This window comes from Neisseria polysaccharea, assembly GCF_963392925.1.
Taxonomy (GTDB): Bacteria; Pseudomonadota; Gammaproteobacteria; order Burkholderiales; family Neisseriaceae; genus Neisseria; species Neisseria polysaccharea.
This window is the reverse complement of sequence record NZ_CAUJNZ010000003.1, coordinates 70,362-91,088: the sequence shown is the minus strand read 5'-3', so window position 1 is coordinate 91,088 and position 20,727 is coordinate 70,362. Positions and strand designations below refer to the sequence as shown.

21 protein-coding genes and 1 tRNA gene are annotated in these 20,727 nt (G+C 54.7%); 10 read left to right on the top strand and 12 right to left on the bottom strand.

Annotated elements, in window-relative coordinates:
* The first annotated feature begins 27 nt into the window (after window positions 1-27).
* The 6 genes from RDY34_RS02975 to RDY34_RS02950 all read left to right on the top strand — a co-directional run bounded on the left by RDY34_RS02975 (window position 28) and on the right by RDY34_RS02950 (window position 5,919).
* Window positions 28-441 (top strand): YqaA family protein, encoded by a 414-nt coding sequence (locus tag RDY34_RS02975; RefSeq protein ID WP_308074386.1) that lies wholly within the window; start codon window positions 28-30, stop codon window positions 439-441.
* 45 nt (window positions 442-486) lie between these two features.
* Window positions 487-1,116, top strand: a complete 630-nt coding sequence (gene nth / locus RDY34_RS02970; RefSeq protein ID WP_002217860.1) for an endonuclease III — start codon at window positions 487-489, stop codon at window positions 1,114-1,116.
* 137 nt (window positions 1,117-1,253) lie between these two features.
* The gene (locus RDY34_RS02965; protein ID WP_115437601.1) at window positions 1,254-2,753 is read left to right on the top strand and encodes a DegQ family serine endoprotease; all 1,500 of its coding nucleotides are present in this window, start codon (window positions 1,254-1,256) and stop codon (window positions 2,751-2,753) included.
* Window positions 2,754-2,954: 201 nt separating this feature from the next.
* Complete coding sequence (locus RDY34_RS02960; RefSeq protein WP_003754308.1) at window positions 2,955-4,475, top strand: Na+/H+ antiporter NhaC family protein; 1,521 nt, start codon at window positions 2,955-2,957, stop codon at window positions 4,473-4,475.
* 56 nt (window positions 4,476-4,531) lie between these two features.
* Window positions 4,532-5,617: a beta-N-acetylhexosaminidase gene (gene nagZ, locus RDY34_RS02955; protein ID WP_003754307.1), complete on the top strand. Its 1,086-nt coding sequence runs from the start codon at window positions 4,532-4,534 to the stop codon at window positions 5,615-5,617.
* 225 nt (window positions 5,618-5,842) lie between these two features.
* Window positions 5,843-5,919: transfer RNA gene (locus RDY34_RS02950), tRNA-Pro, on the top strand.
* Window positions 5,920-6,254: 335 nt separating this feature from the next.
* On the opposite strand, the gene RDY34_RS02945 is transcribed toward RDY34_RS02950, so the two are convergent.
* The 6 genes from RDY34_RS02945 to queC all read right to left on the bottom strand — a co-directional run bounded on the left by RDY34_RS02945 (window position 6,255) and on the right by queC (window position 9,976).
* Window positions 6,255-6,893, bottom strand: coding sequence for a 7-carboxy-7-deazaguanine synthase QueE (locus tag RDY34_RS02945; protein WP_003754295.1), 639 nt, complete (start codon window positions 6,891-6,893; stop codon window positions 6,255-6,257).
* On the bottom strand, window positions 6,890-7,261 hold the full coding sequence (locus RDY34_RS02940; RefSeq protein WP_025456926.1) for a DUF1304 domain-containing protein: 372 nt from the start codon (window positions 7,259-7,261) through the stop codon (window positions 6,890-6,892). The genes RDY34_RS02945 and RDY34_RS02940 overlap by 4 nt, the downstream gene beginning before the upstream one ends.
* A gap of 270 nt (window positions 7,262-7,531) precedes the next feature.
* Entirely contained in the window at window positions 7,532-7,951 is a 420-nt protein-coding gene (locus tag RDY34_RS02935) for a hypothetical protein (protein ID WP_042508533.1), read from the bottom strand.
* A gap of 381 nt (window positions 7,952-8,332) precedes the next feature.
* Complete coding sequence (gene queD, locus RDY34_RS02930) at window positions 8,333-8,755, bottom strand: 6-carboxytetrahydropterin synthase QueD (RefSeq protein ID WP_308074387.1); 423 nt, start codon at window positions 8,753-8,755, stop codon at window positions 8,333-8,335.
* Between the two features lie 10 nt (window positions 8,756-8,765).
* Window positions 8,766-9,284 (bottom strand): DUF1543 domain-containing protein, encoded by a 519-nt coding sequence (locus RDY34_RS02925; protein ID WP_308074388.1) that lies wholly within the window; start codon window positions 9,282-9,284, stop codon window positions 8,766-8,768.
* Window positions 9,285-9,316: 32 nt separating this feature from the next.
* Complete coding sequence (gene queC, locus RDY34_RS02920) at window positions 9,317-9,976, bottom strand: 7-cyano-7-deazaguanine synthase QueC (protein WP_025458053.1); 660 nt, start codon at window positions 9,974-9,976, stop codon at window positions 9,317-9,319.
* Between the two features lie 515 nt (window positions 9,977-10,491).
* On the opposite strand from queC, the gene RDY34_RS02915 reads away from it, so the two are divergent.
* The 3 genes from RDY34_RS02915 (at window position 10,492) to argC (ending at window position 13,283) form a co-directional block, all read left to right on the top strand.
* Complete coding sequence (locus RDY34_RS02915) at window positions 10,492-11,712, top strand: YihY family inner membrane protein (RefSeq protein WP_003754276.1); 1,221 nt, start codon at window positions 10,492-10,494, stop codon at window positions 11,710-11,712.
* Between the two features lie 4 nt (window positions 11,713-11,716).
* A complete protein-coding gene (locus RDY34_RS02910; protein WP_308073522.1) occupies window positions 11,717-12,166 on the top strand; it encodes a DUF6636 domain-containing protein in 450 nt (149 codons plus the stop codon).
* Window positions 12,167-12,239: 73 nt separating this feature from the next.
* A complete protein-coding gene (gene argC, locus RDY34_RS02905) occupies window positions 12,240-13,283 on the top strand; it encodes an N-acetyl-gamma-glutamyl-phosphate reductase (RefSeq protein WP_308074389.1) in 1,044 nt (347 codons plus the stop codon).
* An 83-nt stretch (window positions 13,284-13,366) separates the two neighbouring features.
* Here argC and recG read toward each other — a convergent pair whose 3' ends face one another.
* The 3 genes from recG to grxC form a co-directional block, all read right to left on the bottom strand.
* Window positions 13,367-15,409, bottom strand: coding sequence for an ATP-dependent DNA helicase RecG (gene recG / locus RDY34_RS02900; RefSeq protein ID WP_308073524.1), 2,043 nt, complete (start codon window positions 15,407-15,409; stop codon window positions 13,367-13,369).
* Window positions 15,410-15,494: 85 nt separating this feature from the next.
* Complete coding sequence (gene secB / locus RDY34_RS02895; RefSeq protein WP_002226664.1) at window positions 15,495-15,938, bottom strand: protein-export chaperone SecB; 444 nt, start codon at window positions 15,936-15,938, stop codon at window positions 15,495-15,497.
* A gap of 20 nt (window positions 15,939-15,958) precedes the next feature.
* Window positions 15,959-16,216 (bottom strand): glutaredoxin 3, encoded by a 258-nt coding sequence (gene grxC / locus RDY34_RS02890; RefSeq protein WP_308074390.1) that lies wholly within the window; start codon window positions 16,214-16,216, stop codon window positions 15,959-15,961.
* Between the two features lie 213 nt (window positions 16,217-16,429).
* On the opposite strand from grxC, the gene rng reads away from it, so the two are divergent.
* A complete protein-coding gene (gene rng / locus RDY34_RS02885) occupies window positions 16,430-17,923 on the top strand; it encodes a ribonuclease G (RefSeq protein WP_301673418.1) in 1,494 nt (497 codons plus the stop codon).
* Window positions 17,924-17,957: 34 nt separating this feature from the next.
* Here rng and RDY34_RS02880 read toward each other — a convergent pair whose 3' ends face one another.
* The 3 genes from RDY34_RS02880 to RDY34_RS02870 form a co-directional block, all read right to left on the bottom strand.
* Window positions 17,958-19,208, bottom strand: coding sequence for a sensor histidine kinase (locus tag RDY34_RS02880; RefSeq protein ID WP_308073547.1), 1,251 nt, complete (start codon window positions 19,206-19,208; stop codon window positions 17,958-17,960).
* 81 nt (window positions 19,209-19,289) lie between these two features.
* Window positions 19,290-19,964 (bottom strand): response regulator transcription factor, encoded by a 675-nt coding sequence (locus RDY34_RS02875; protein ID WP_003754266.1) that lies wholly within the window; start codon window positions 19,962-19,964, stop codon window positions 19,290-19,292.
* 114 nt (window positions 19,965-20,078) lie between these two features.
* Window positions 20,079-20,651: an NADPH-dependent FMN reductase gene (locus RDY34_RS02870; RefSeq protein WP_003754265.1), complete on the bottom strand. Its 573-nt coding sequence runs from the start codon at window positions 20,649-20,651 to the stop codon at window positions 20,079-20,081.
* Window positions 20,652-20,727 lie beyond the last annotated feature (76 nt).

Here is a 20,727-nt window from a genome sequence, read left to right as displayed (position 1 = left end):
CTCATTTTGATTTATCACAAACCGTACATGACCGTTTTTTCCGCCTACGCCGCACTCGCCTTTTCCGCCTTCACTTCCGCCACCCTCCTGCCCGGCACATCGGAAGCCGCCTTTGCCCTGTTCGTCCACCGCTTTTCCGAACATGCATACGGCGCGTTGCTGTGCACCGGCCTTGCCAACGGATTGGGCAGTATGGTTTCCTATTGGATGGGGCGTTTGCTGCCCTCCCGAAAAATGCCGTCTGAAAAAACACTGAATCTGATGCGGCGTTTCGGTATTTGGCTGCTTCCGTTTGCGTGGCTGCCCGTCGTCGGCGACGCACTGCCGCTTGCCGCTGGCTGGCTGCGGTTGAATCCGTGGACAAGCGGGCTGATGCTGGTTATCGGCAAAACGGCGCGTTACGCCTTCATTCTGTGGGGAATGCAATATTACGCCGCCTGAACCATACGTTATAATGCCGAACACACAAACCCACCGTATAAAAAAATGAACAGACACATCCGCCAAGAAATTTTCGAACGCTTCCGCGCCGCCAACCCCCATCCGACCACCGAGCTGAATTTCAACTCCCCTTTCGAGCTTTTAATCGCCGTTCTGCTTTCGGCGCAGGCGACCGACGTCGGCGTGAACAAGGCGACGGCGAAACTGTTTCCGGTTGCCGATACGCCGCAGGCGATGCTGGATTTGGGCTTGGACGGCGTGATGGAATACACAAAAACCATCGGGCTGTATAAAACCAAGTCCAAGCACATCATGCAGACCTGCCGCATCCTGCTGGAAAAATACAACGGCGAAGTGCCGGAAGACCGCGAGGCTTTGGAATCGTTGCCGGGCGTGGGGCGCAAAACGGCAAACGTGGTATTGAACACGGCGTTCGGACACCCCGTTATGGCGGTCGATACGCATATTTTCCGCGTGTCCAACCGAACCAAAATCGCCCCCGGGAAAGATGTGCGCGAAGTCGAAGACAAACTGATGCGCTTCATTCCTAAAGAATTTCTGATGGACGCGCACCACTGGCTGATTTTGCACGGACGCTACACCTGCAAGGCACTCAAACCGCAATGCCAAACCTGCATCATCAACGATTTGTGCGAATATCCCGCCAAAGCCTGACCGCCGCCGCCCTTCAAAATGAAATGCTTGAAAATTCGGACGGACGTTGTAGAATTTCAACCTATGCCGTCTGAAGCCGACAAAATGCGCTTCAGACGGCATTGAAGTCAATATCGGCACAACACAAAGGACGAAACGTGTTCAAAAAATACCAATACCTCGCTTTGGCAGCACTGTGTACCGCCTCGCTGGCAGGCTGCGACAAGGCAGGCAGCTTTTTCGGTGCGGACAAAAAAGAAGCATCCTTCGTAGAACGCATCGAACACACCAAAGACGACGGCAGCGTCAGTATGCTGCTGCCCGACTTTGCCCAACTGGTTCAAAGCGAAGGTCCGGCAGTCGTCAATATTCAGGCAGCTCCCGCCCCGCGCACCCAAAACGGCAGCGGCAATGCCGAAAACGATTCCGACCCGATTGCCGACAACGATCCCTTCTACGAATTTTTCAAACGCCTCGTCCCGAATATGCCCGAAATCCCCCAAGAAGAATCCGATGACGGCGGATTGAACTTCGGTTCGGGCTTCATCATCAGCAAAGACGGCTACATCCTGACCAATACGCACGTCGTTACCGGCATGGGCAGTATCAAAGTCCTGCTTAACGACAAGCGCGAATATACCGCCAAGCTCATCGGTTCGGATGTCCAATCCGATGTCGCCCTTCTGAAAATCGATGCAACGGAAGAGCTGCCCGTCGTCAAAATCGGCAATCCCAAAGATTTGAAACCGGGCGAATGGGTCGCCGCCATCGGTGCGCCCTTCGGCTTCGACAACAGCGTTACTTCCGGCATCGTCTCCGCCAAAGGCAGAAGCCTGCCCAATGAAAGCTACACACCTTTCATCCAAACCGACGTTGCCATCAATCCGGGCAACTCCGGCGGTCCGCTGTTCAACTTAAAAGGACAGGTCGTCGGCATCAACTCGCAAATATACAGCCGCAGCGGCGGATTTATGGGCATTTCCTTCGCCATCCCGATTGACGTTGCCATGAATGTTGCCGAACAGCTGAAAAACACCGGCAAAGTCCAACGCGGACAACTGGGCGTGATTATTCAAGAAGTATCCTACGGTTTGGCACAATCGTTCGGTTTGGACAAAGCCGGCGGCGCACTGATTGCCAAAGTCCTGCCCGGCAGCCCCGCAGAACGTGCCGGTCTTCAGGCGGGCGACATCGTCCTCAGCCTCGACGGCGGAGAAATACGTTCTTCCGGAGACCTTCCCGTCATGGTCGGCGCCATTACACCGGGAAAAGAAGTCAGCCTCGGCGTATGGCGCAAAGGCGAAGAAATCACAATCAAAGTTAAGCTGGGCAACGCCGCCGAGCATACCGGCGCATCATCCAAAACAGATGAAGCCCCCTACACCGAACAGCAATCCGGTACGTTCTCGGTCGAATCCGCAGGCATTACCCTTCAGACACATACCGACAGCAGCGGCGGACACCTCGTCGTCGTACGGGTTTCCGATACGGCAGAACGCGCAGGCTTGAGGCGCGGCGACGAAATTCTTGCCGTCGGGCAAGTCCCCGTCAATGACGAAGACGGTTTCCGCAAAGCTATGGACAAGGCAGGCAAAAACGTCCCCCTGCTGGTCATGCGCCGTGGCAACACACTGTTTATCGCATTAAACCTGCAATAACCCACATAATTTAACCAAAATATTTTTTAAATGATAAAATGCCCGTCAATACCGATTAACGGGCATTTTACAAAAATCAGTTGGTTGATTTTAAACAAATATTTTTTACGACAAAAAATATTTCCGCCCATTTTGCCAACAAAACCCAAACCGGAGGCGGACAGATACGCTCCCATCCGGACGCTTAACACCCCCATAACCATGCAGCTGATCGACTATTCACATTCATTTTTCTCGGTTGTGCCACCCTTTTTGGCACTGGCACTTGCCGTCATTACCCGCCGCGTACTGCTGTCTTTAGGCATCGGTATTCTGGTCGGCGTTGCCTTTTTGGTCGGCGGCAACCCCGTCGACGGTCTGGCACACCTGAAAGACATGGTCGTCGGCTTGGCTTGGGCAGACGGCGATTGGTCGCTGGGCAAACCAAAAATCTTGGTTTTCCTGATACTTTTGGGCATTTTCACTTCCCTGCTGACCTACTCCGGCAGCAATCAGGCGTTTGCCGACTGGGCAAAACGGCACATTAAAAACCGGCGCGGCGCGAAAATGCTGACCGCCTGCCTCGTGTTCGTAACCTTTATCGACGACTATTTCCACAGTCTCGCCGTCGGTGCGATTGCCCGCCCCGTTACCGACAAGTTTAAAGTTTCCCGCGCCAAACTCGCCTACATCCTCGACTCCACTGCCGCGCCTATGTGCGTGCTGATGCCCGTTTCAAGCTGGGGCGCGTCGATTATCGCCACGCTTGCCGGACTGCTCGTTACCTACAAAATCACCGAATACACGCCGATGGGGACGTTTGTCGCCATGAGCCTGATGAACTATTACGCACTGTTTGCCCTGATTATGGTGTTCGTCGTCGCATGGTTCTCCTTCGACATCGGCTCGATGGCACGTTTCGAACAAGCCGCGTTGAACGAAGCCCACGATGAAACTGCCGTTTCAGACGGCAGCTGGGGCAGGGTTTACGCATTGATTATTCCCGTTTTGGCCTTAATCGCCTCAACGGTTTCCGCCATGATCTACACCGGTGCACAGGCAAGCGAAACCTTCAGCATTTTGGGGGCATTTGAAAATACCGACGTGAACACTTCGCTGGTATTCGGCGGCACTTGCGGCGTCCTTGCCGTCGTTCTCTGCACGCTCGGCACGATTAAAACCGCCGACTATCCCAAAGCCGTTTGGCAGGGTGCGAAATCTATGTTCGGCGCAATCGCCATTTTAATCCTCGCTTGGCTCATCAGTACGGTTGTCGGCGAAATGCACACCGGCGATTACCTCTCCACACTGGTTGCGGGCAACATCCATCCCGGCTTCCTGCCCGTCATCCTCTTCCTGCTCGCCAGCGTGATGGCGTTTGCCACAGGCACAAGCTGGGGGACGTTCGGCATTATGCTGCCGATTGCCGCCGCCATGGCGGTCAAAGTCGAACCCGCGCTGATTATCCCGTGTATGTCCGCAGTAATGGCGGGGGCGGTATGCGGCGACCACTGCTCGCCCATCTCCGACACGACCATCCTGTCGTCCACAGGCGCGCGCTGCAACCACATCGACCACGTTACCTCGCAACTGCCTTACGCCTTAACCGTTGCCGCCGCCGCCGCATCGGGCTACCTCGCATTGGGTCTGACAAAATCCGCGCTGTTGGGCTTTGGCACGACCGGCATTGTATTGGCAGTGCTGATTTTTCTGTTGAAAGACAAAAAACGCGCCAACGCCTGACCCCTTTCCCTGTTCAGACGGCATATGCCGTCTGAAGCTTTTTGGAGCAAACCGCAATGACCGTCCCCCATATTCCGCGCGGCCCCGTCATGGCAGACATTGCCGCCTTCCGCCTGACCAGAGAAGAAAAACAACGCCTGCTCGACCCCGCAATCGGCGGCATCATCCTGTTCCGCCGCAACTTCCAAAACATCGAACAGCTCAAAACACTCACCGCCGAAATCAAAGCCCTGCGCACACCCGAACTCATTATCGCCGTCGATCACGAAGGCGGCAGGGTGCAACGTTTCATCGAAGGCTTCACCCGCCTGCCCGCAATGAGTACGCTCGGCGAGATTTGGGACAAAGACGGCGCGTCCGCCGCCGAAACCGCCGCCGGACAAGTCGGCCGGGTTTTGGCAACCGAGCTTTCCGCCTGCGGCATCGATTTGTCCTTCACTCCCGTCTTAGATTTGGACTGGGGAAACTGCCCCGTCATCGGCAACCGCAGTTTCCACCGCAATCCCGAAGCGGTCGCCCGCCTCGCCCTCGCCCTTCAAAAAGGTTTGGAAAAAGGCGGCATGAAATCATGCGGCAAACATTTTCCCGGACACGGATTTGTCGAAGGAGACAGCCATCTGGTCTTGCCGGAAGACGGGCGCAGCCTCGACGAACTCGAAACCGCCGACCTTATCCCTTTCCGCATTATGAGCCGCGAAGGTATGGCAGCGGTTATGCCCGCCCACGTCGTTTATCCGCAAGTGGATGCCAAGCCCGCAGGGTTTTCCGAAATCTGGCTCAAACAAATTTTGCGCCGCGATATCGGATTCAAAGGCGTGATTTTCTCTGACGATTTGACCATGGAAGGCGCGTGCGGGGCTGGCGGTATCAAAGAACGCGCCCGACTGTCGTTTGAAGCAGGTTGCGACATCATATTGGTCTGCAACCGTCCCGACTTGGTCGATGAATTGCGCGACGGTTTCACCATTCCCGACAACCCGGATTTGGCCGGACGTTGGCAATACATGGAAAACTCGCTCGGCCATGAGGCAGCACAAGCCATGATGCAGACGGCGGATTTCCAAGCGGCGCAAGCCTTCGTTGCCGGCCTTGCCTCGCCGCAGGATACAGCGGACGGCGTAAAAGTCGGAGAGGCCTTTTAAATCGGCTGCGTTTCAACAATCTGCCGATTTCAACCGTTTGTCAGGGAAAGGCAATGATTTTTTTCGGTCAGGTAGAAAGTTATCTTATTGAATTACTTGGAGATAAGGATGCTTATCAACACTGTATTCAAACACAGCCCTTTAAATCCGCCCGACACGCGGCAAAAAGGCAAAACGGTATAGGCACGCCGTATTTTTTGCGCTATAATCACGCCTTACTTAATTCGGAATGTAGCGCAGCCCGGTAGCGCACTTCGTTCGGGACGAAGGGGTCGGAGGTTCGAATCCTCTCATTCCGACCAAATCCAAACCGCCTCGGCATAAATTGCCGGAGCGGTTTTTCCTTTTGGCGGCAACAGAAAAATGCCGTCTGAAACAGAATGCTGTTTCAGACGGCATTTTGTTTTCCCTAACCCTGCCATTTGCGCGCACTGGCACAGAGTATCGGCAAGGTTCAAAAGACCATCGGAATTTAGGAAGCCGGGCTTGTACCCAACGACGGCATCTTATTCAGTAAGGCTCCGCCCCCAATCAGGCAGCGGAAATACCGGCAGTTTCACGCGGAAGCGGCACACTTTCCCCGTATGTCAAACATCGGCAAAACGGTAAGCCGGCCCTTTGAGTTACACTGCTTAAACTACTCTATCCCCGCCCATTTATGCGTCTGCACGCTCAACTGCCAATGGACGGGCGCGTCGGGGCGGCTGTTCAGAATACCGATTTGGCGGATGGTGTCGTAGATGTTCATCGCACCGTCTTGTTCGCAGGGCGAAAGGTAGTAATGGCGCGCACGGATTTTGCGTTCCATATTTTCGCAGAACCCGACGACATCGCCGTCGGCAACAATCCGCACTTCGTCGGCTGTTTCGATACAGCTTTTTTCGTATTTGGCGGCATAGTAGGCTTTAGGGCTGGTGGCGACATAGTCGATTTGCGGCGGTGCAGGATTGAGTCCGTTGGTTTCGAGACAGAGGAAATAGCCTTCCGCCTTGAGCGTGTCCAGCAGCGCATCGAGATGCGGCTGGATGGTCGGCTCGCCGCCGGTAATGATGATATTGCGGGCGGCATAGGCTTTCAGACGGCCTAAGATGTCGGACAGGCTCATCATGCTGAATGTCAAATAATCGGTATCACACCAGCCGCAGGCGAGGTTGCATTTGCCCAAGCGGACGAAAACGGCAGGCATGCCCGTGTTCCAGCCCTCGCCTTGCAGGCTCTCAAAAATTTCGACGATGCGGTATTGGGGATTTTCGGGGGCGACGCTGATTTTTTTCATACCGCCAACACCGCCGCCGCTGCCAAAAATGCGGGCAAACCTTGTTTGACGAGTATGCCTTTGTTGCCGGAAGAGAACGCGCCCCACGCGGCGGCAATCAGGACGAAGCCGAGAAACAGTACTGTCGCGCCGTACACGGCGTTATCCGGCGCGGCAAACTGCGCCCACAAAAGCCCGACGGCAAGAAAGCCGTTGTACAGCCCTTGGTTGCCAAACAGGGTCTGCACGCGCTTTTGTTCCATAAATTCATAAGGCAGCTTGAATATTTCCGCCGCTTTTTCGCTGGGAATCTGTGTCATTTCAAGCCAGGCGATGTAGAAATGTTCGGCGGCGACGAGGAGAACGAGAATGGTGGAGAGGAGTTTCATGGGTGTTCCTTTTAATGGGTACGTTTGAGATGGAATGCCGTTTGAAAAGACGGGGAATCCGTGCAGGAGAAAAAACCGTTTTACGGTATATTGGTAGATCTTATCTGCTCTGGCTCTCAGGCTTCGTTCGCCGGGTGTGAATCCGTCCAAACGGTCTAGGGCATTATTCTCCACCGCATTCTGCCCCAGCACGCCCCCTACCTGTGCACTGATCAGCATGAAAAAAGTGTAAACAATGCAATTTTTCCAATAAATAATCAATACAGAAATTTACTTGCATCTATTATATTCACTTTGCAACCATGTTAAATCACTGTATTTTATTTTATTAATTTTATCAAAAACTATTTGGTGCTTATTTATTTGAGCATTTTCTATACTATCAGTTAGTTTGTTAATACGTAATAGCTTTAACTTTTTATTTGTATAGCAGAAATCATGCACAATACCTCCATCAATATATGAAAAATAAATAAAGTTACCCTCTTCTATATAGTTATTAATAAAGAAATAAATAATGGAATTCTGATTTTTATCTATTAAGAAATAGTTAAATGGTATGCCAGAATTATAACTGTATGACTTCTCAAAAATAAATCGTTTTGTTGATAATTCCTTCTCATTTGGATAAAAAATGAAAATCCAAAATAAAGTCATAACTACCCATAAAATTATTTTTTTAATTAACAATATTAACTCTCCCTTTGAAATCTATCTTGAATTTTGTACCACTAGTGGATTAACAAAAATCAGGACAAGGCGACGAAGCCGCAGACAGTACAAATAGTACGGAACCGATTCACTTGGTGCTTGAGCACCTTAGAGAATCGTTCTCTTTGAGCTAAGGCGAGGCAACGCTGTACTGGTTTAAATTTAATCCACTATAAAGCAGATTCAAATAAGGACGCCCCACATCGTCATTCCCGCGCAGGCGGGAATCCAGAGAGTTGGAATTGCTGCAATTTTTAAATATTCCTGATAAATCAAGGTCTGGATTCCCGCCTGCGCGGGAATGCCGGCTTAGGGCAAGTTGTATTCAAATTCACTATATCGATACGTTCAAACTATCCCCTACCCCCCTCCATACTCCGCACACGATGTCGGCGTTTCCCACAATTTGACGCTGCACACGTTCAGCCCCGCGTTTTTCAAACGGTCGTACATTTCGACCGCCATATTTTCGGCAGTGGTGCGGCAGGGCAGGCACAGGGTTTTCATGTTCCAGCCCTCCAAGAGCGCGGCGATTTGGCATTCGCGCCCGTTGCCGCCGTGGTAGATAAACGCGTGGTCGAAAGGGTCGGTAATATATTGTTTCACAATGGCTTTAAGGTCGGTGAAATCCATCACCATACCGTCTTTCGGCCCGCCCCTGACGATGTCGTCTGAAACGGTGATTTCGAGTTTGTAGGTATGCCCGTGCAGGTTTTGGCATTTGCCGTCATGCCCGTCGAGCATATGCGAGGAGTCGAAGGTAAATATCTTGGTAATTTTCATGGTGGGTACTTTAAATCGGTAAATAGCCCTGAAAGCCGATTTCGGCAGGCTTGCCATGCGGATTCGGGGTCAGGCGGATATGGAAATTGCCGATGCGGTCGAGCGCAAGCAGGTTGTCCACGTCTTTTAAGTTGTCTTTATGCTGCTGAACATAGCTGTCGGTCAACAGGGTTTGCAGGGCTTTTTGTTTGGCTTCGGCAGGCGTGGCGGCGGCGAACAGCCCGAACGCGTGCGCCTCGGCAAGCTGCCCCGCGCGATAACCGCCGACATTGGCAAAATACAGGCGCGGGGCGTGTTCAGACGGCATTTCCGTTTTGGGCATTTCGGATACGGCGATGTCGTAACCGTCCGCCCATTCGACAACCTGCCAACCGTCGATGTGGATTTTGTCCGCATCGCCGAACCATGCGGCTTTGAGTGCGGGGACGGCTTCGCGGTAGTCGTCGCACACGGCAAATTGGATGTCGTGCACTTCGATATTGGAGCGGCCTGCGTTACCGCCGAGATAGAACATATAAAGTTTGGGCATGATAAGGCTTGTATCGGATAATGGTTGTATTTTCAGACGGCCTTTTTACTTTCCAAATATTCCGCCAATCCGCGCTCGCGCAACACGCAGCTCGGGCATTCGTGGCAGCCGCCGACGATGCCGTTGTAGCAGGTGTGGGTCTGCTCGCGGATGTAGTCCAGCGCGCCCATTTCATCCGCCAACGCCCAAGTTTGCGCCTTGGTCAGGTACATCAGCGGCGTGTGGATTTGGAAATCATAGTCCATCGCCAGATTAAGGGTAACGTTCATGGATTTGACGAACACGTCGCGGCAGTCGGGATAGCCGGAGAAGTCGGTTTCGCACACGCCTGCGATGATGTGCCGTATCCCCTGCCCTTTGGCGTAAATCGCGGCGTAGAGCAGGAAAAGCGCGTTGCGGCCGTCTACAAAGGTATTCGGAACGCCGTTTTCGGCAGTTTCGATGGAGGCGGCTTCGTCCATCAGGGCATTGTGCGTAATCTGCCGCATCAGGCTCAAGTCGAGTACGGTTTGTTTGATGCCCAAATCCTGTGCAATCCAGCGGGCGCGTTCCAGCTCGACGGCATGGCGTTGCCCGTATTGGAAAGTGATGGCTTGGACGTTTTCGCGCCCGTAGGTTTGGATTGCCTGAATCAGGCAGGTGGTCGAATCCTGACCGCCCGAAAAGATGACCAAGGCTTTTTGGTTTGACATATCGAATCCTAGTTTTGGTAACGCGGGAGGTTTGCGAACCGCGAAGTTGGAAAAATCGGATTATAACAAACTCCGAATGCGGACTGCGTACCGCCGCCGATGCCGTCTGAAACCGCCGCGGCATCCGGCCGGGAAACGGCGCGGCTTGAAATCTCCGAAAAACAGCCTGTTCGCGGAATTTGACGCATCACGATGCGCCGCCCCCAACCGGCCAAGACCTTGCCGATATTGGGAAAAAATAAAGGCTGCGTCTGAACCATCCGCCGATTCCGACTATTTGCCGAGGAAAAGGCAATTATTTTTCAGTATTGAAACGCCGTCAAAATAAAAAAATCGGGGGCTTATTCATTTTGTAGACGGCATTTGAAAACAAAGCCCCCATAAGCGATGCGCCAGCAAAGGCTTCGGCTTGTTTTCATCCGGCCCCGCACCTGCGGCGCAACGGATGCCGGATTTGGGGACGGCGGCGGTTTCGGTTACAATCTGTGCTTTCCGTTCGGTACAGGCATATAAAAATGACGGTATTTTCAAAGTATTGGCAAAAAGGTATGGAAAACGGCGGCGTGGCCTTCCTGCTGTTTGTCGCCCGCCGTTTCAGCGAAGAGCGCGTACCTCAGGCGGCGGCGAGTATGACGTTTACCACGCTGCTGGCTTTGGTGCCGGTGCTGACGGTAACGGTGGCGGCGGTTTCGGTCTTTCCGGTATTTGAGAACTGGTCGGGGGCGTTTGTGTCCTTCATCAAACAAACCGTCGTGCCGCAAGGGGCGGACAAGGTGCTGGATTACCTCGACGCTTTCCGCCGGCAGGCAGGCAGCCTGACCGCCATCGGCAGCGTGATGCTGTTCGTCACGTCGCTGATGCTGGTTCGGACGATAGACCAGGCGTTTAACCGCATTTGGCGCGTCGGCGCGCAGCGTCCTTGGATGATGCAGTTCCTCGTTTATTGGACCCTGCTGACCTGCGGGCCGCTGTTTTTGGGCGTGGGCATCTCGCTGACGGCGGGATGGGGGGAATCGTGGCTGTTGCGCCCGCTGGCGATGCCGTTGGGAACGGTGCTGCTGTTGTGGGGGCTGTACTGCTTTGTCCCCAACCGTTTCGTACCCGCGCGGCACGCTTTGATCGGGGCGGCGGCGACGGCTTTGTGCCTGTGGTGCGCGCGCGCGCTTTTTGTGTGGTATATGGGCAGTTTCGACGGCTACCGCTCGATTTACGGCACGTTTGCCGCCGTGCCGTTTTTCCTGTTGTGGCTGAACCTGTTGTGGACGCTGGTCTTGGGCGGGGCGGTGCTGACGGCCTCCCTGTCGTATTGGCAGGGCGGGGCGTTTCGGAAAAATGCGGACGCGCGCGGCGGCTTTGACGATGTGTTGGACATTTTACTCTTGCTCGACGCGGCGCAAAAACGCGGCAAAGCCCTGCGGGTCCGGCAGTTCAGACGGCACATCGGTATGGGCTACGACGAGTTGGGCGCGCTCTTGGACAAACTGGCGCACTACGGTTATGTTTATTCCGGGCGGCAGGGCTGGGTTTTAAAAACAGGGGCGGATGCCATTAAATTAGACACACTCTTCAAACGCTTTGTGTACCGTCCTTCCGCCGCCAATCAAAACCCCGTCGGACAAGCCGTCGGCAGGCTGGTGCAACCCTGCCTTCAATCTTTAGAGATAACGCTGGCGGAGTTTGCCGCGCAAACCGGGCAAACCGCCCCCTCACCGTCCCAACCGCCGTCCGAAGGATAAAACGATGCGGTCGAACAACCTCCTCATCCTCATCTCCGCAGCCGCCTTTGCTTCGGCACGCGCCGATGCGCCCGACGGCGTTTTTACCGTCAACTTCCAAACCCCGAGCGGCAACATCGTCTGCGGCGGCGACACCGGACCGCTGGAAGGCGGAGAACCGTGGCACGGCGTATCCTGCTTCATCCACGAAACCGACAATACCAAACCCGCCATGCCGAAACCCAAAGGATGCGGATTCGACTGGGGCAACGTGTTCAACATCGACAACAAAGGGAAAGCCTATATGAGCTGTTACAGCGACTACCCGTACAGCCCGAATCCGCCCGTCCTCGCCTACGGACACACCGCCAAAGGAAAAGGCTGGCAGTGCGGCAGCCTTGAAAACGGCGTACTCTGCACCAACTCGGCAGGACACGGCTTCCTGCTCAACCGCAAATGGCAGCGTATGTTTTAAAACAGAATGCCGTCTGAACCGCAGTTTTGCAGCGTTCGGACGGCATACCCGCCAACCACACAAAGGAAAAACCATGAGCAAAAAAATCAAAGCCGGCATTGTCGGCGCGACGGGCTACACGGGCGTGGAACTGCTGCGCCTGCTTGCCGCCCATCCCGATGTCGAAGTTGCCGCCGTAACCAGCCGCAGCGAAGCGGGAGTCGCAGTTGCCGATTACTTTCCAAGTCTGCGCGGCGTATACGGCCTCGTCTTCCAAACGCCCGACGAGGCAGGTTTGGAACAATGCGACATCGTCTTCTTCGCCACGCCCAACGGCATCGCCATGAAAGACGCGCCGCGCCTGATTGAACAGGGCGTGCGCGTCATCGACCTTTCCGCCGACTTCCGCATACGGGACATTCCGACCTGGGAACACTGGTACGGCATGACCCACTCCGCCCCCGGCCTCGTTTCCCAAGCCGTGTACGGATTGAGCGAACTCAACCGCGAAGCCGTCGCACAGGCGCGCCTCGTCGCCAACCCCGGCTGCTACCCGACCTGCGTATCCCTACCGCTCGTGCCGCTGTTGCGGCAATGCCGTCTGAAGCCCGGTATGCCGCTGATTGCCGACTGCAAATCCGGCGTATCCGGCGCGGGCAGGAAAGGCAATGTCGGTTCGCTTTTGTGCGAAGCCGGCGACAACTTCAAAGCCTACGGCATAACCGGACACCGCCACCTGCCCGAAATCAGACAGACCATCGCCGGGCTTCAGGACGGCATCGCCGAAGGATTCGTGTTCACGCCGCACCTCGCGCCGATGATACGCGGTATGCACGCCACCGTTTACCTCCACCTTTCAGACGGCACCGACCCCGAAACCGTTTTGCGCGACTATTACCGCGACAGCCCGTTCGTGGACATCCTGCCTGCCGGTTCGACACCCGAAACCCGCAGCGTGCGCGGAAGCAACATCTGCCGCATCAGCATCCAACAGGCGGCGCAATCCGACGTGTGGGTCGTCCTTTCCGTCATCGACAACCTCGTCAAAGGTGCGGCGGGTCAGGCAGTCCAAAATATGAACATTATGTTCGGACTGGAGGAAACACACGGCTTGGGCGGCATTCCCCTGCTCCCCTGAAACGCAAACAGCAAACCGCAGGCATCGTGCCTGCGGTTTTTTGATGCCGCCGAACTCCGCAAGCGTTTCAGACGGCATTTCGCTCACACGCCCAAATAACCTTCCCTGCCGGAAAGCCATCTTGCCAAATGCGCCTCGACGATTTCGGGGTTTTGTTCGATTAACATGGGTGCGATTTCGCGCGCTTGTTCCAAGAGGTGCAGGTCTTCTTCGAGCTTGGCGAAGCGCAGCATAGGCACGCCGCTTTGGCGCGCGCCGAGAAATTCGCCGGGACCGCGGATGTTGAGGTCTTGGCGGGCGATTTCAAAGCCGTCGGTGTGTTCGTAGATGACTTTCAACCGCGCTTTGGCGAGTTCGCCCAAGGGTTCGGCAAACAGGAGGACGCACACGCTTTCCGCCGCGCCGCGCCCTACCCGTCCGCGTAATTGGTGTAGCTGCGCCAAGCCCATGCGCTCGGCGTGTTCGATCACCATCATGGCGGCATTGGGCACATCTACGCCGACTTCGATGACGGTGGTGGCAACCAAGACGTTCAGACGGCCTGCGGCAAATTCCGCCATAACTTCGGCTTTTTCGGCGGCTTTCATACGCCCGTGTACCAAGCCGATGTTGAGTTCGGGCAATGCCGTCTGAAGCCGGGCGAGGGTTTCGGCGGCGGTTTGCAGTTGCAGGGTTTCGCTTTCTTCAATCAGCGGGCAGACCCAGTATGCCTGCTGCCCCTTGCGGCAGATGTTGAGGACGAAGCCTTCAACTTCGGCGCGCCGGACGTTGTTGACGAGGCGGGTTTTAATCGGAGTACGTCCGGGCGGCAACTGGTCGATAACAGACACGTCCAAGTCGGCGAAGAAACTCATGGCAAGCGTGCGCGGGATGGGCGTGGCGGACATCATCAGCTGGTGGACGTCGCGCCCTTTGTTTTTGAGGGCGAGGCGTTGGGCGACGCCGAAGCGGTGTTGTTCGTCCACAATGCTCAAGCCCAAATTGTGAAACGCCACGCCGTCTGAAAACAGGGCGTGCGTGCCGACGGCGATTTTGACGCTGCCGTCGGCGAGTTTGGCTTTGGCTTCGTCTTTGGCTTTTTTACGCAAACTGCCAAAAAGGCGGACAACTTCAATGCCCAAAGGTTCGAGCCATTGTTTAAATTTAATAAAATGTTGTTCGGCAAGGATTTCAGTGGGCGCCATTACAGCCACCTGCGCACCGGATTCGATAGCCGTCAAAGCAGACAAAGCAGCCACAATGGTTTTGCCGCTGCCGACATCGCCCTGCAGCAGGCGGTGCATCGGGTAGGTTTGCGCCATATCGCGGCGGATTTCGGACACGACCCTTTCTTGCGCATCGGTCAGGGCAAACGGTAAGGCGTGGCGCAGGGCTTGGGTCAATGTGCCGTCGCCGCCCAATGCCGCTGCCGTGCCGCTGACACGCTTCTGCCGCGCCAAGCGCATGGAAAGCTGTTGTGCCAAAAGTTCGTCAAATTTGAGCCGTTGCCATGCAGGCAGCGTGCCGTCTGAAAGTTGATGAATAGTGAAACTCGGCGGCGGAGAATGCAAAAGGCGCAGGCTTTCGGCAAGGTGCGGCAGCTTCAGACGGCACAGCAGGGCATCGGGCAGCGTGTCGTGCAACGGCGTAACGTCCAAGGCCGTCTGAATAATGCGGCGCAAAGTGGGCTGATTTAAACCGTTTACGGTCGGATAAATCGGCGTGAGGCTTTCTGCCAAACCGCTGCTCTCAGCATCGCGGATTTTGGGATGAATCATTTCGTCGCCGTAAAACCCATGTTTGATTTCGCCCACGGCGCGGATGCGCTTACCGACCGCCATCTGTTTCTGATGGCTGGCGTAAAAGTGGATGAAGCGCAGGAAAAGGACGCCGCCGGAACCGTCGGCGATTTGGACAATCAGCTGCTTGCGCGGCTTAAAAGTTACTTCCTGATGGATAACCTCGCCCTCGACCTGGCACGGCACGCCGATCGGCGCGTCCTTAATCGGCATAATGTGCGTCTCGTCCTCGTAACGCAGCGGCAGATGCAAAACCAAATCCCACGCGGTATGAAGGTTGAGTTTGTCGAGCTTCTTGGCGGAAACATCGGTAATTTTGAGCTGTTTTCGGGTTTCGGGCGACATCATAGGCAGATTCCTTTGGACGCGCCTATTTTATCCGAAAACAAAAATGCCGTCTGAAACGGATTCAGACGGCATCGGCAGGCAGGAATCAAGCCCCGGCGGCTTCGGCTTCCTGCTGTTGTTGGTAAATCGCCTCAAAATTAATCGGCGCAAGCAGGACGGGCGGGAAGCCGGCGCGCGTTACCGTACCGGAAACCGCTTCGCGCGCGTAAGGGAAGAGGATGTTCGGACACGCCACGCCGAGCAGCAGGTCGGCATCTTCTTCGGGGATGTTTTCCAGACGGAAAATACCGCTTTGGGTTACTTCGTTCAAAAACATCGTGCGCTCGTTATCCAGCTTGGCGGTAACGGTTACGGTAACGTCCACGTTGTAGTAGCCGTCTTCCAGCTTTTGGCTGCCGGTGGAAACGCGCATATCCACTTCGGGCTCGCCCTGTTCCAAAAAGATTTGCGGCGCGTGAGGCACTTCCAAAGACAAGTCTTTGACATACAGTCGCTCGATGCTGAATACGGGTTGCAGTTCTTCGCTCATTTTGTTTTCCTAGTTGGGGGTTAAGGGTTCAGCAGTCCGTCCAACCCGCCTTCCTGCTGGAGGCGGTAGAGGTCGGTAAATCCGCCGACATGCGTTTCGCCGATGAAAATCTGCGGCACGCTGCGCTGTCCCGAAAGCTGCTGCATTTCGGCAAAGGCTTCGGGGCTTGCATCGACACGGATTTCGTCGATATGTCCGACACCTGCCGCGTGCAGCAGCCTTTTCACCATCGTGCAGTAGGGGCAAAACGGACCTGTGTACATGGTAACGGTCTGCATATTGGGTTTCCGAAAGTTTTGCAATGATAATCAATATAGGGGCAATCGCTCCGTTTGGCAAGTGCGGAACAGATGCACGTTCAGACGGCATGTGCGGAGTGTGTCAAAGTTTCTTTTTTAAAGTATGATAGACATTGTGAAAAATATTTTTGCACCCGCGCTGCGCGGCGGAACGGGTGCAAAAATATTTTTATTACATTTTCAGGAAAAACCATGTTGTCAGGACTCCCCATCCCCAAAGACATCGCGCGCCCGCCCGAAACGATATTGGTCAACATCACGCCGCAGGAAACACGCGTAGCAGTATTGGAGGAAAACAATATCTGCGAGCTGCACATCGAGCGCAACAGCGGGCACAGCCTGGTCGGCAATATCTATCTGGGCGTGGTGCGCCGCGTACTGCCCGGGATGCAGAGCGCGTTTATCGACATCGGCTTGGAACGCGCGGCGTTTTTACACATCGTCGATGTCCTCGAACAACGCCGCAACCCCGAAGAAACCCAGCGCATCGAACATATGCTGTTTGAAGGGCAGTCGGTTTTGGTGCAGGTCATCAAAGACCCCATCAACACCAAAGGCGCGCGGCTTTCCACACAAATCTCGCTGGCGGGGCGTTTCCTCGTCCACCTCCCGCAGGAAGAACATATCGGCGTATCCCAGCGTATCGAAGACGATACGGAACGAAGCAACCTGCGCGAGCGTCTCAACAAGCTCCTGCCCGAAAAGGCATGCCACGGCTACATCATCCGCACCAACGCCGAAAACGCCACCGACGAACAGCTACAATCCGACATCGACTACCTGACCAAAGTGTGGGAACACATCCAAGAACAGGCAAAAATCCAACCGCCGGAAACCCTGCTTTATCAGGACTTGCCTTTAAGCCTGCGTGTGTTGCGCGATATGGTCGGCTGCGACACGCAAAAAATCCTCGTCGATTCCACCGTAAACCACGGGCGCATGACGCGTTTTGCCGAACAATACGTCCACGGCGCATTGGGCAGGATAGAGCTGTTCAAAGGCGAACGCCCGCTGTTTGAAACCCACAACGTCGAACAGGAAATCGGCCGCGCCCTGCAACCGCGCGTCAACCTCAACTTCGGCAGCTACCTGATTATCGAGTCCACCGAAGCGATGACCACGATAGATGTAAACACCGGCGGCTTCGTCGGTGCACGCAACTTCGACGAAACCATCTTCCGCACCAACTTAGAAGCCTGCCACACCATCGCCCGCGAATTGAGGCTGCGCAACCTCGGCGGCATCATCATCATCGACTTCATCGATATGGCTCAGGAAAGCCACCGCGAAGCCGTGTTGCAGGAGCTTGCCAAAGCCCTCGCCTTCGACCGCACACGCATCACCCTGCATGGCTTTACCCATTTGGGGCTGGTCGAGCTGACGCGCAAACGTTCGCGCGAAAACTTAAACCAAGTCCTCTGCGAACCCTGCCCTTCCTGCCAAGGCAGAGGCCGTCTGAAAACGCCGCAAACCGTGTGCTACGAAATCCAGCGCGAAATCGTCCGCGAAGCGCGCCGTTACGATGCCGAAAGTTTCCGCATCCTCGCCGCCCCCAACGTTATCGATTTGTTTTTGGACGAAGAATCGCAATCCTTGGCAATGCTGATAGACTTTATCGGCAAACCGATTTCTTTGGCGGTCGAAACCGCTTACACGCAGGAACAATACGATATTGTGCTGATGTAAAAAATGCCGTCTGAAGCCTTCAGACGGCATCTGTCTATTTCAGGGTTTCCTTGTCCAACAAGGCGCGTATCAGCAGCCCGTGTCCGAAACGGCGGCTGTCTGACAATTCCAAATGTCCGCCGTATTTTTTAGCAAGCGTGTCGGCGATGGACAGACCCAGCCCCGTCCCCTGCTGCTCCGTTCCCAAAATACGGTAAAACGGATCGAGGACGCGGGCGCGTTCGGATTCGGGAATACCGTTCCCGTTATCTTCCACCCACACGGCAAGATATTTCCCTTCGTCCGTGAAACCCAAATCTATCCTGCCTTCGGGCGGCGTATAACGTACCGCGTTGTCGGCAAAGGTTTTAATCAGCGTATAGATTTCCGTTTCGTCGGCAGACACTTCGACATCGCCTCCGACCGCCACGCCGATGTCCTGACGTTTTTCCAAAGCCAGCGGCATCAGTTCCTGCAACACTTGGCGGAAACGGCTTTGCAGACCGAATGTCGTTTTCGCCAAGGGGGTTTCGTCCGACTGCGAACGCGCCAGTGCCAAAAGCTGCTCGAGCAGGTGTTTGTTGCGCCTGATGCTTTGCTGCAAAACGGCAGACTGCCGCGCCGCATCGGGTGGCAGAGACATATTGTTGAGCCGTTCCGCCTGAAGGGAAAGGGCGGTCATCGGCGTACGCAATTCGTGTGCCGCATCGGCGACAAACCGCTGACGATGGCGGATGTCTTCATCCGCACGTTTCAAAAGCAGGTTGATGGCGGTTACGAACCCTCTGATTTCACTGGGAATATTGTCCACGCTCAAAGCAGACAGGTCATTGATTCGGCGTTGTTCGAGACTTTGCGACAATTTGCGGACGGGGCGCATGGCTTTGTGCGTAATCCACACGGTCAGCAGTATCATCAGCGGCAGTGCCGCCAGCAGTGGCAACACGCTTTGCCGTGCCGCATCCGCCGCCAAATCTTCACGGTATTCGTTTTCCTGCATCACGGCAATCCGCCCCCGCTCCGTCGTGCGGATATAGACGCGGTAATAATCGTCGTCATCGTCCGCCTGAAGCGTGTGCAGACCGTCCGCCAGATGCGCGGGCAGGCTGACAACAGGGTCTTCCTGCTGCGGCATCTGTACCAAAATACGCGTATCGCCGTCGCCCTCGGGCAAAGTTTCAGGTTTGGAATCGGGGGCGACATACAATGCCGTCTGACGCAACAGGTCGTCCTGCAACTCTTCCGTTTCGTGGAAGGTTTCGTAGTAGGAAAACATACCTGCAAGCATTGCCAGCGGAACAAACATCCAAATCAGGGCAAGGCTGATTCTGACCTGAAGCGAATGTTTTAAAATTTTAAAAAAACGGTCCGGCATCTTCGTTCCTGTTCAGACGGCATCTTGACGCGGCATCAGCCAGCCGACACCGCGCACATTTTGTATGCTTTCCTTACCCAGTTTCTTACGCAGCGCGTGAATCAGAAAATCTACCGCATTGCTTTCGACTTCCTCGCCCCAGCCGTAAACCTTGTCCTCCAAATCCGAGCGCGACAAAATCACGCCCGGCCTCGCCAGCAAAGCCTGCAATACTGCAAACTCCTTGTTGCTCAATGCCACCTGCCGCCCCTCGGCAATAATTTCCGCCTGATACGTTGCCGGATTCAGCGAAATCACGCCGTTGGACAGGCAAACCTGTCCCTGACCGCCGCCGCGCCGCAACACTGCCCGCATCCGCGCCTTAAGCTCCGCCATATCGAACGGCTTGACGATATAGTCGTCCGCACCGCCGTCCAAACCATTCAGCCGGCTGTACAAATCATCCCGCGCCGTAACGATCAGCACGGGGACGGTACAGCCTGCCGCGCGTATTTCCGACAAAACATCCAAACCATCGCGCCCCGGCAAACCCAAATCCAGCAGCATCAGGTCATAAGGCTGGGCAGCGGCCGCCGCTGCAACCTGCGCGCCGTTTTTGACCCAATCCACCGCATAACCGCCGTCTTTCAAATTTGCCGACACCGCTTCCGCAATCATCGCATCATCTTCAACCAGCAAAACACGCATCAACTTTCCCTTTCAGACAAACCGCGGCTATTCTAACACTTGAACATTAGCTGCAATTTAGCGGCAACAAAAAACCGCAGAACAGAAATTCTGCGGTTTTTGACCGTTTTCAACCTATTTTGCGTGTTTCTCCACCAGAGAGACAAACTGATTAATATATGACTGAACAAAATCCCTTGCCGAGTCGATCAATTTGCCTTTTTCATCAAACAGCGTCGGCGAATTGCCCAAAAACACCTCAGGCTGCCCTGTTAGCGGCATATCGAAATAAGACAAAGCAAGACGCAGGTTTTTTTGAGAACTGTAGCCCCCCATCTTGCCGACGGAATGGCTGATGATGCCGGCAGGTTTGTGTTTCCACGCCACATCGGCATTCGGTTTAGAACCGATGTCCACCGCATTTTTCAAACAGGCGGGAACAGTGCGGTTGTTTTCGGACGTAACGAACAAAATGCCGTCTGAAGCCTTAATCGTTTCGCGGAAAGCCGTGTAGCTTTCGGGCAGCGGCACATCTTCCACCGCAGGGTCGTCATAATCGAAATTGTAAAGCGGCAGATGTCCGATTTCGACGATTTCCGCCTGCCAGCCTTCGGGGAACATCTCCGCCGCATTCAATGCCACTTTGCGCGCAAACGAAGCACGGCGCAGGCTGCCCACCAAAATACTGATTTTCTTAGCCACAATCATTCCTCCTGAATATTAAGTTTGTACGTCTCAATCATTTCATAATGATAACGATTATTATATATGTGATTTCCCCTGC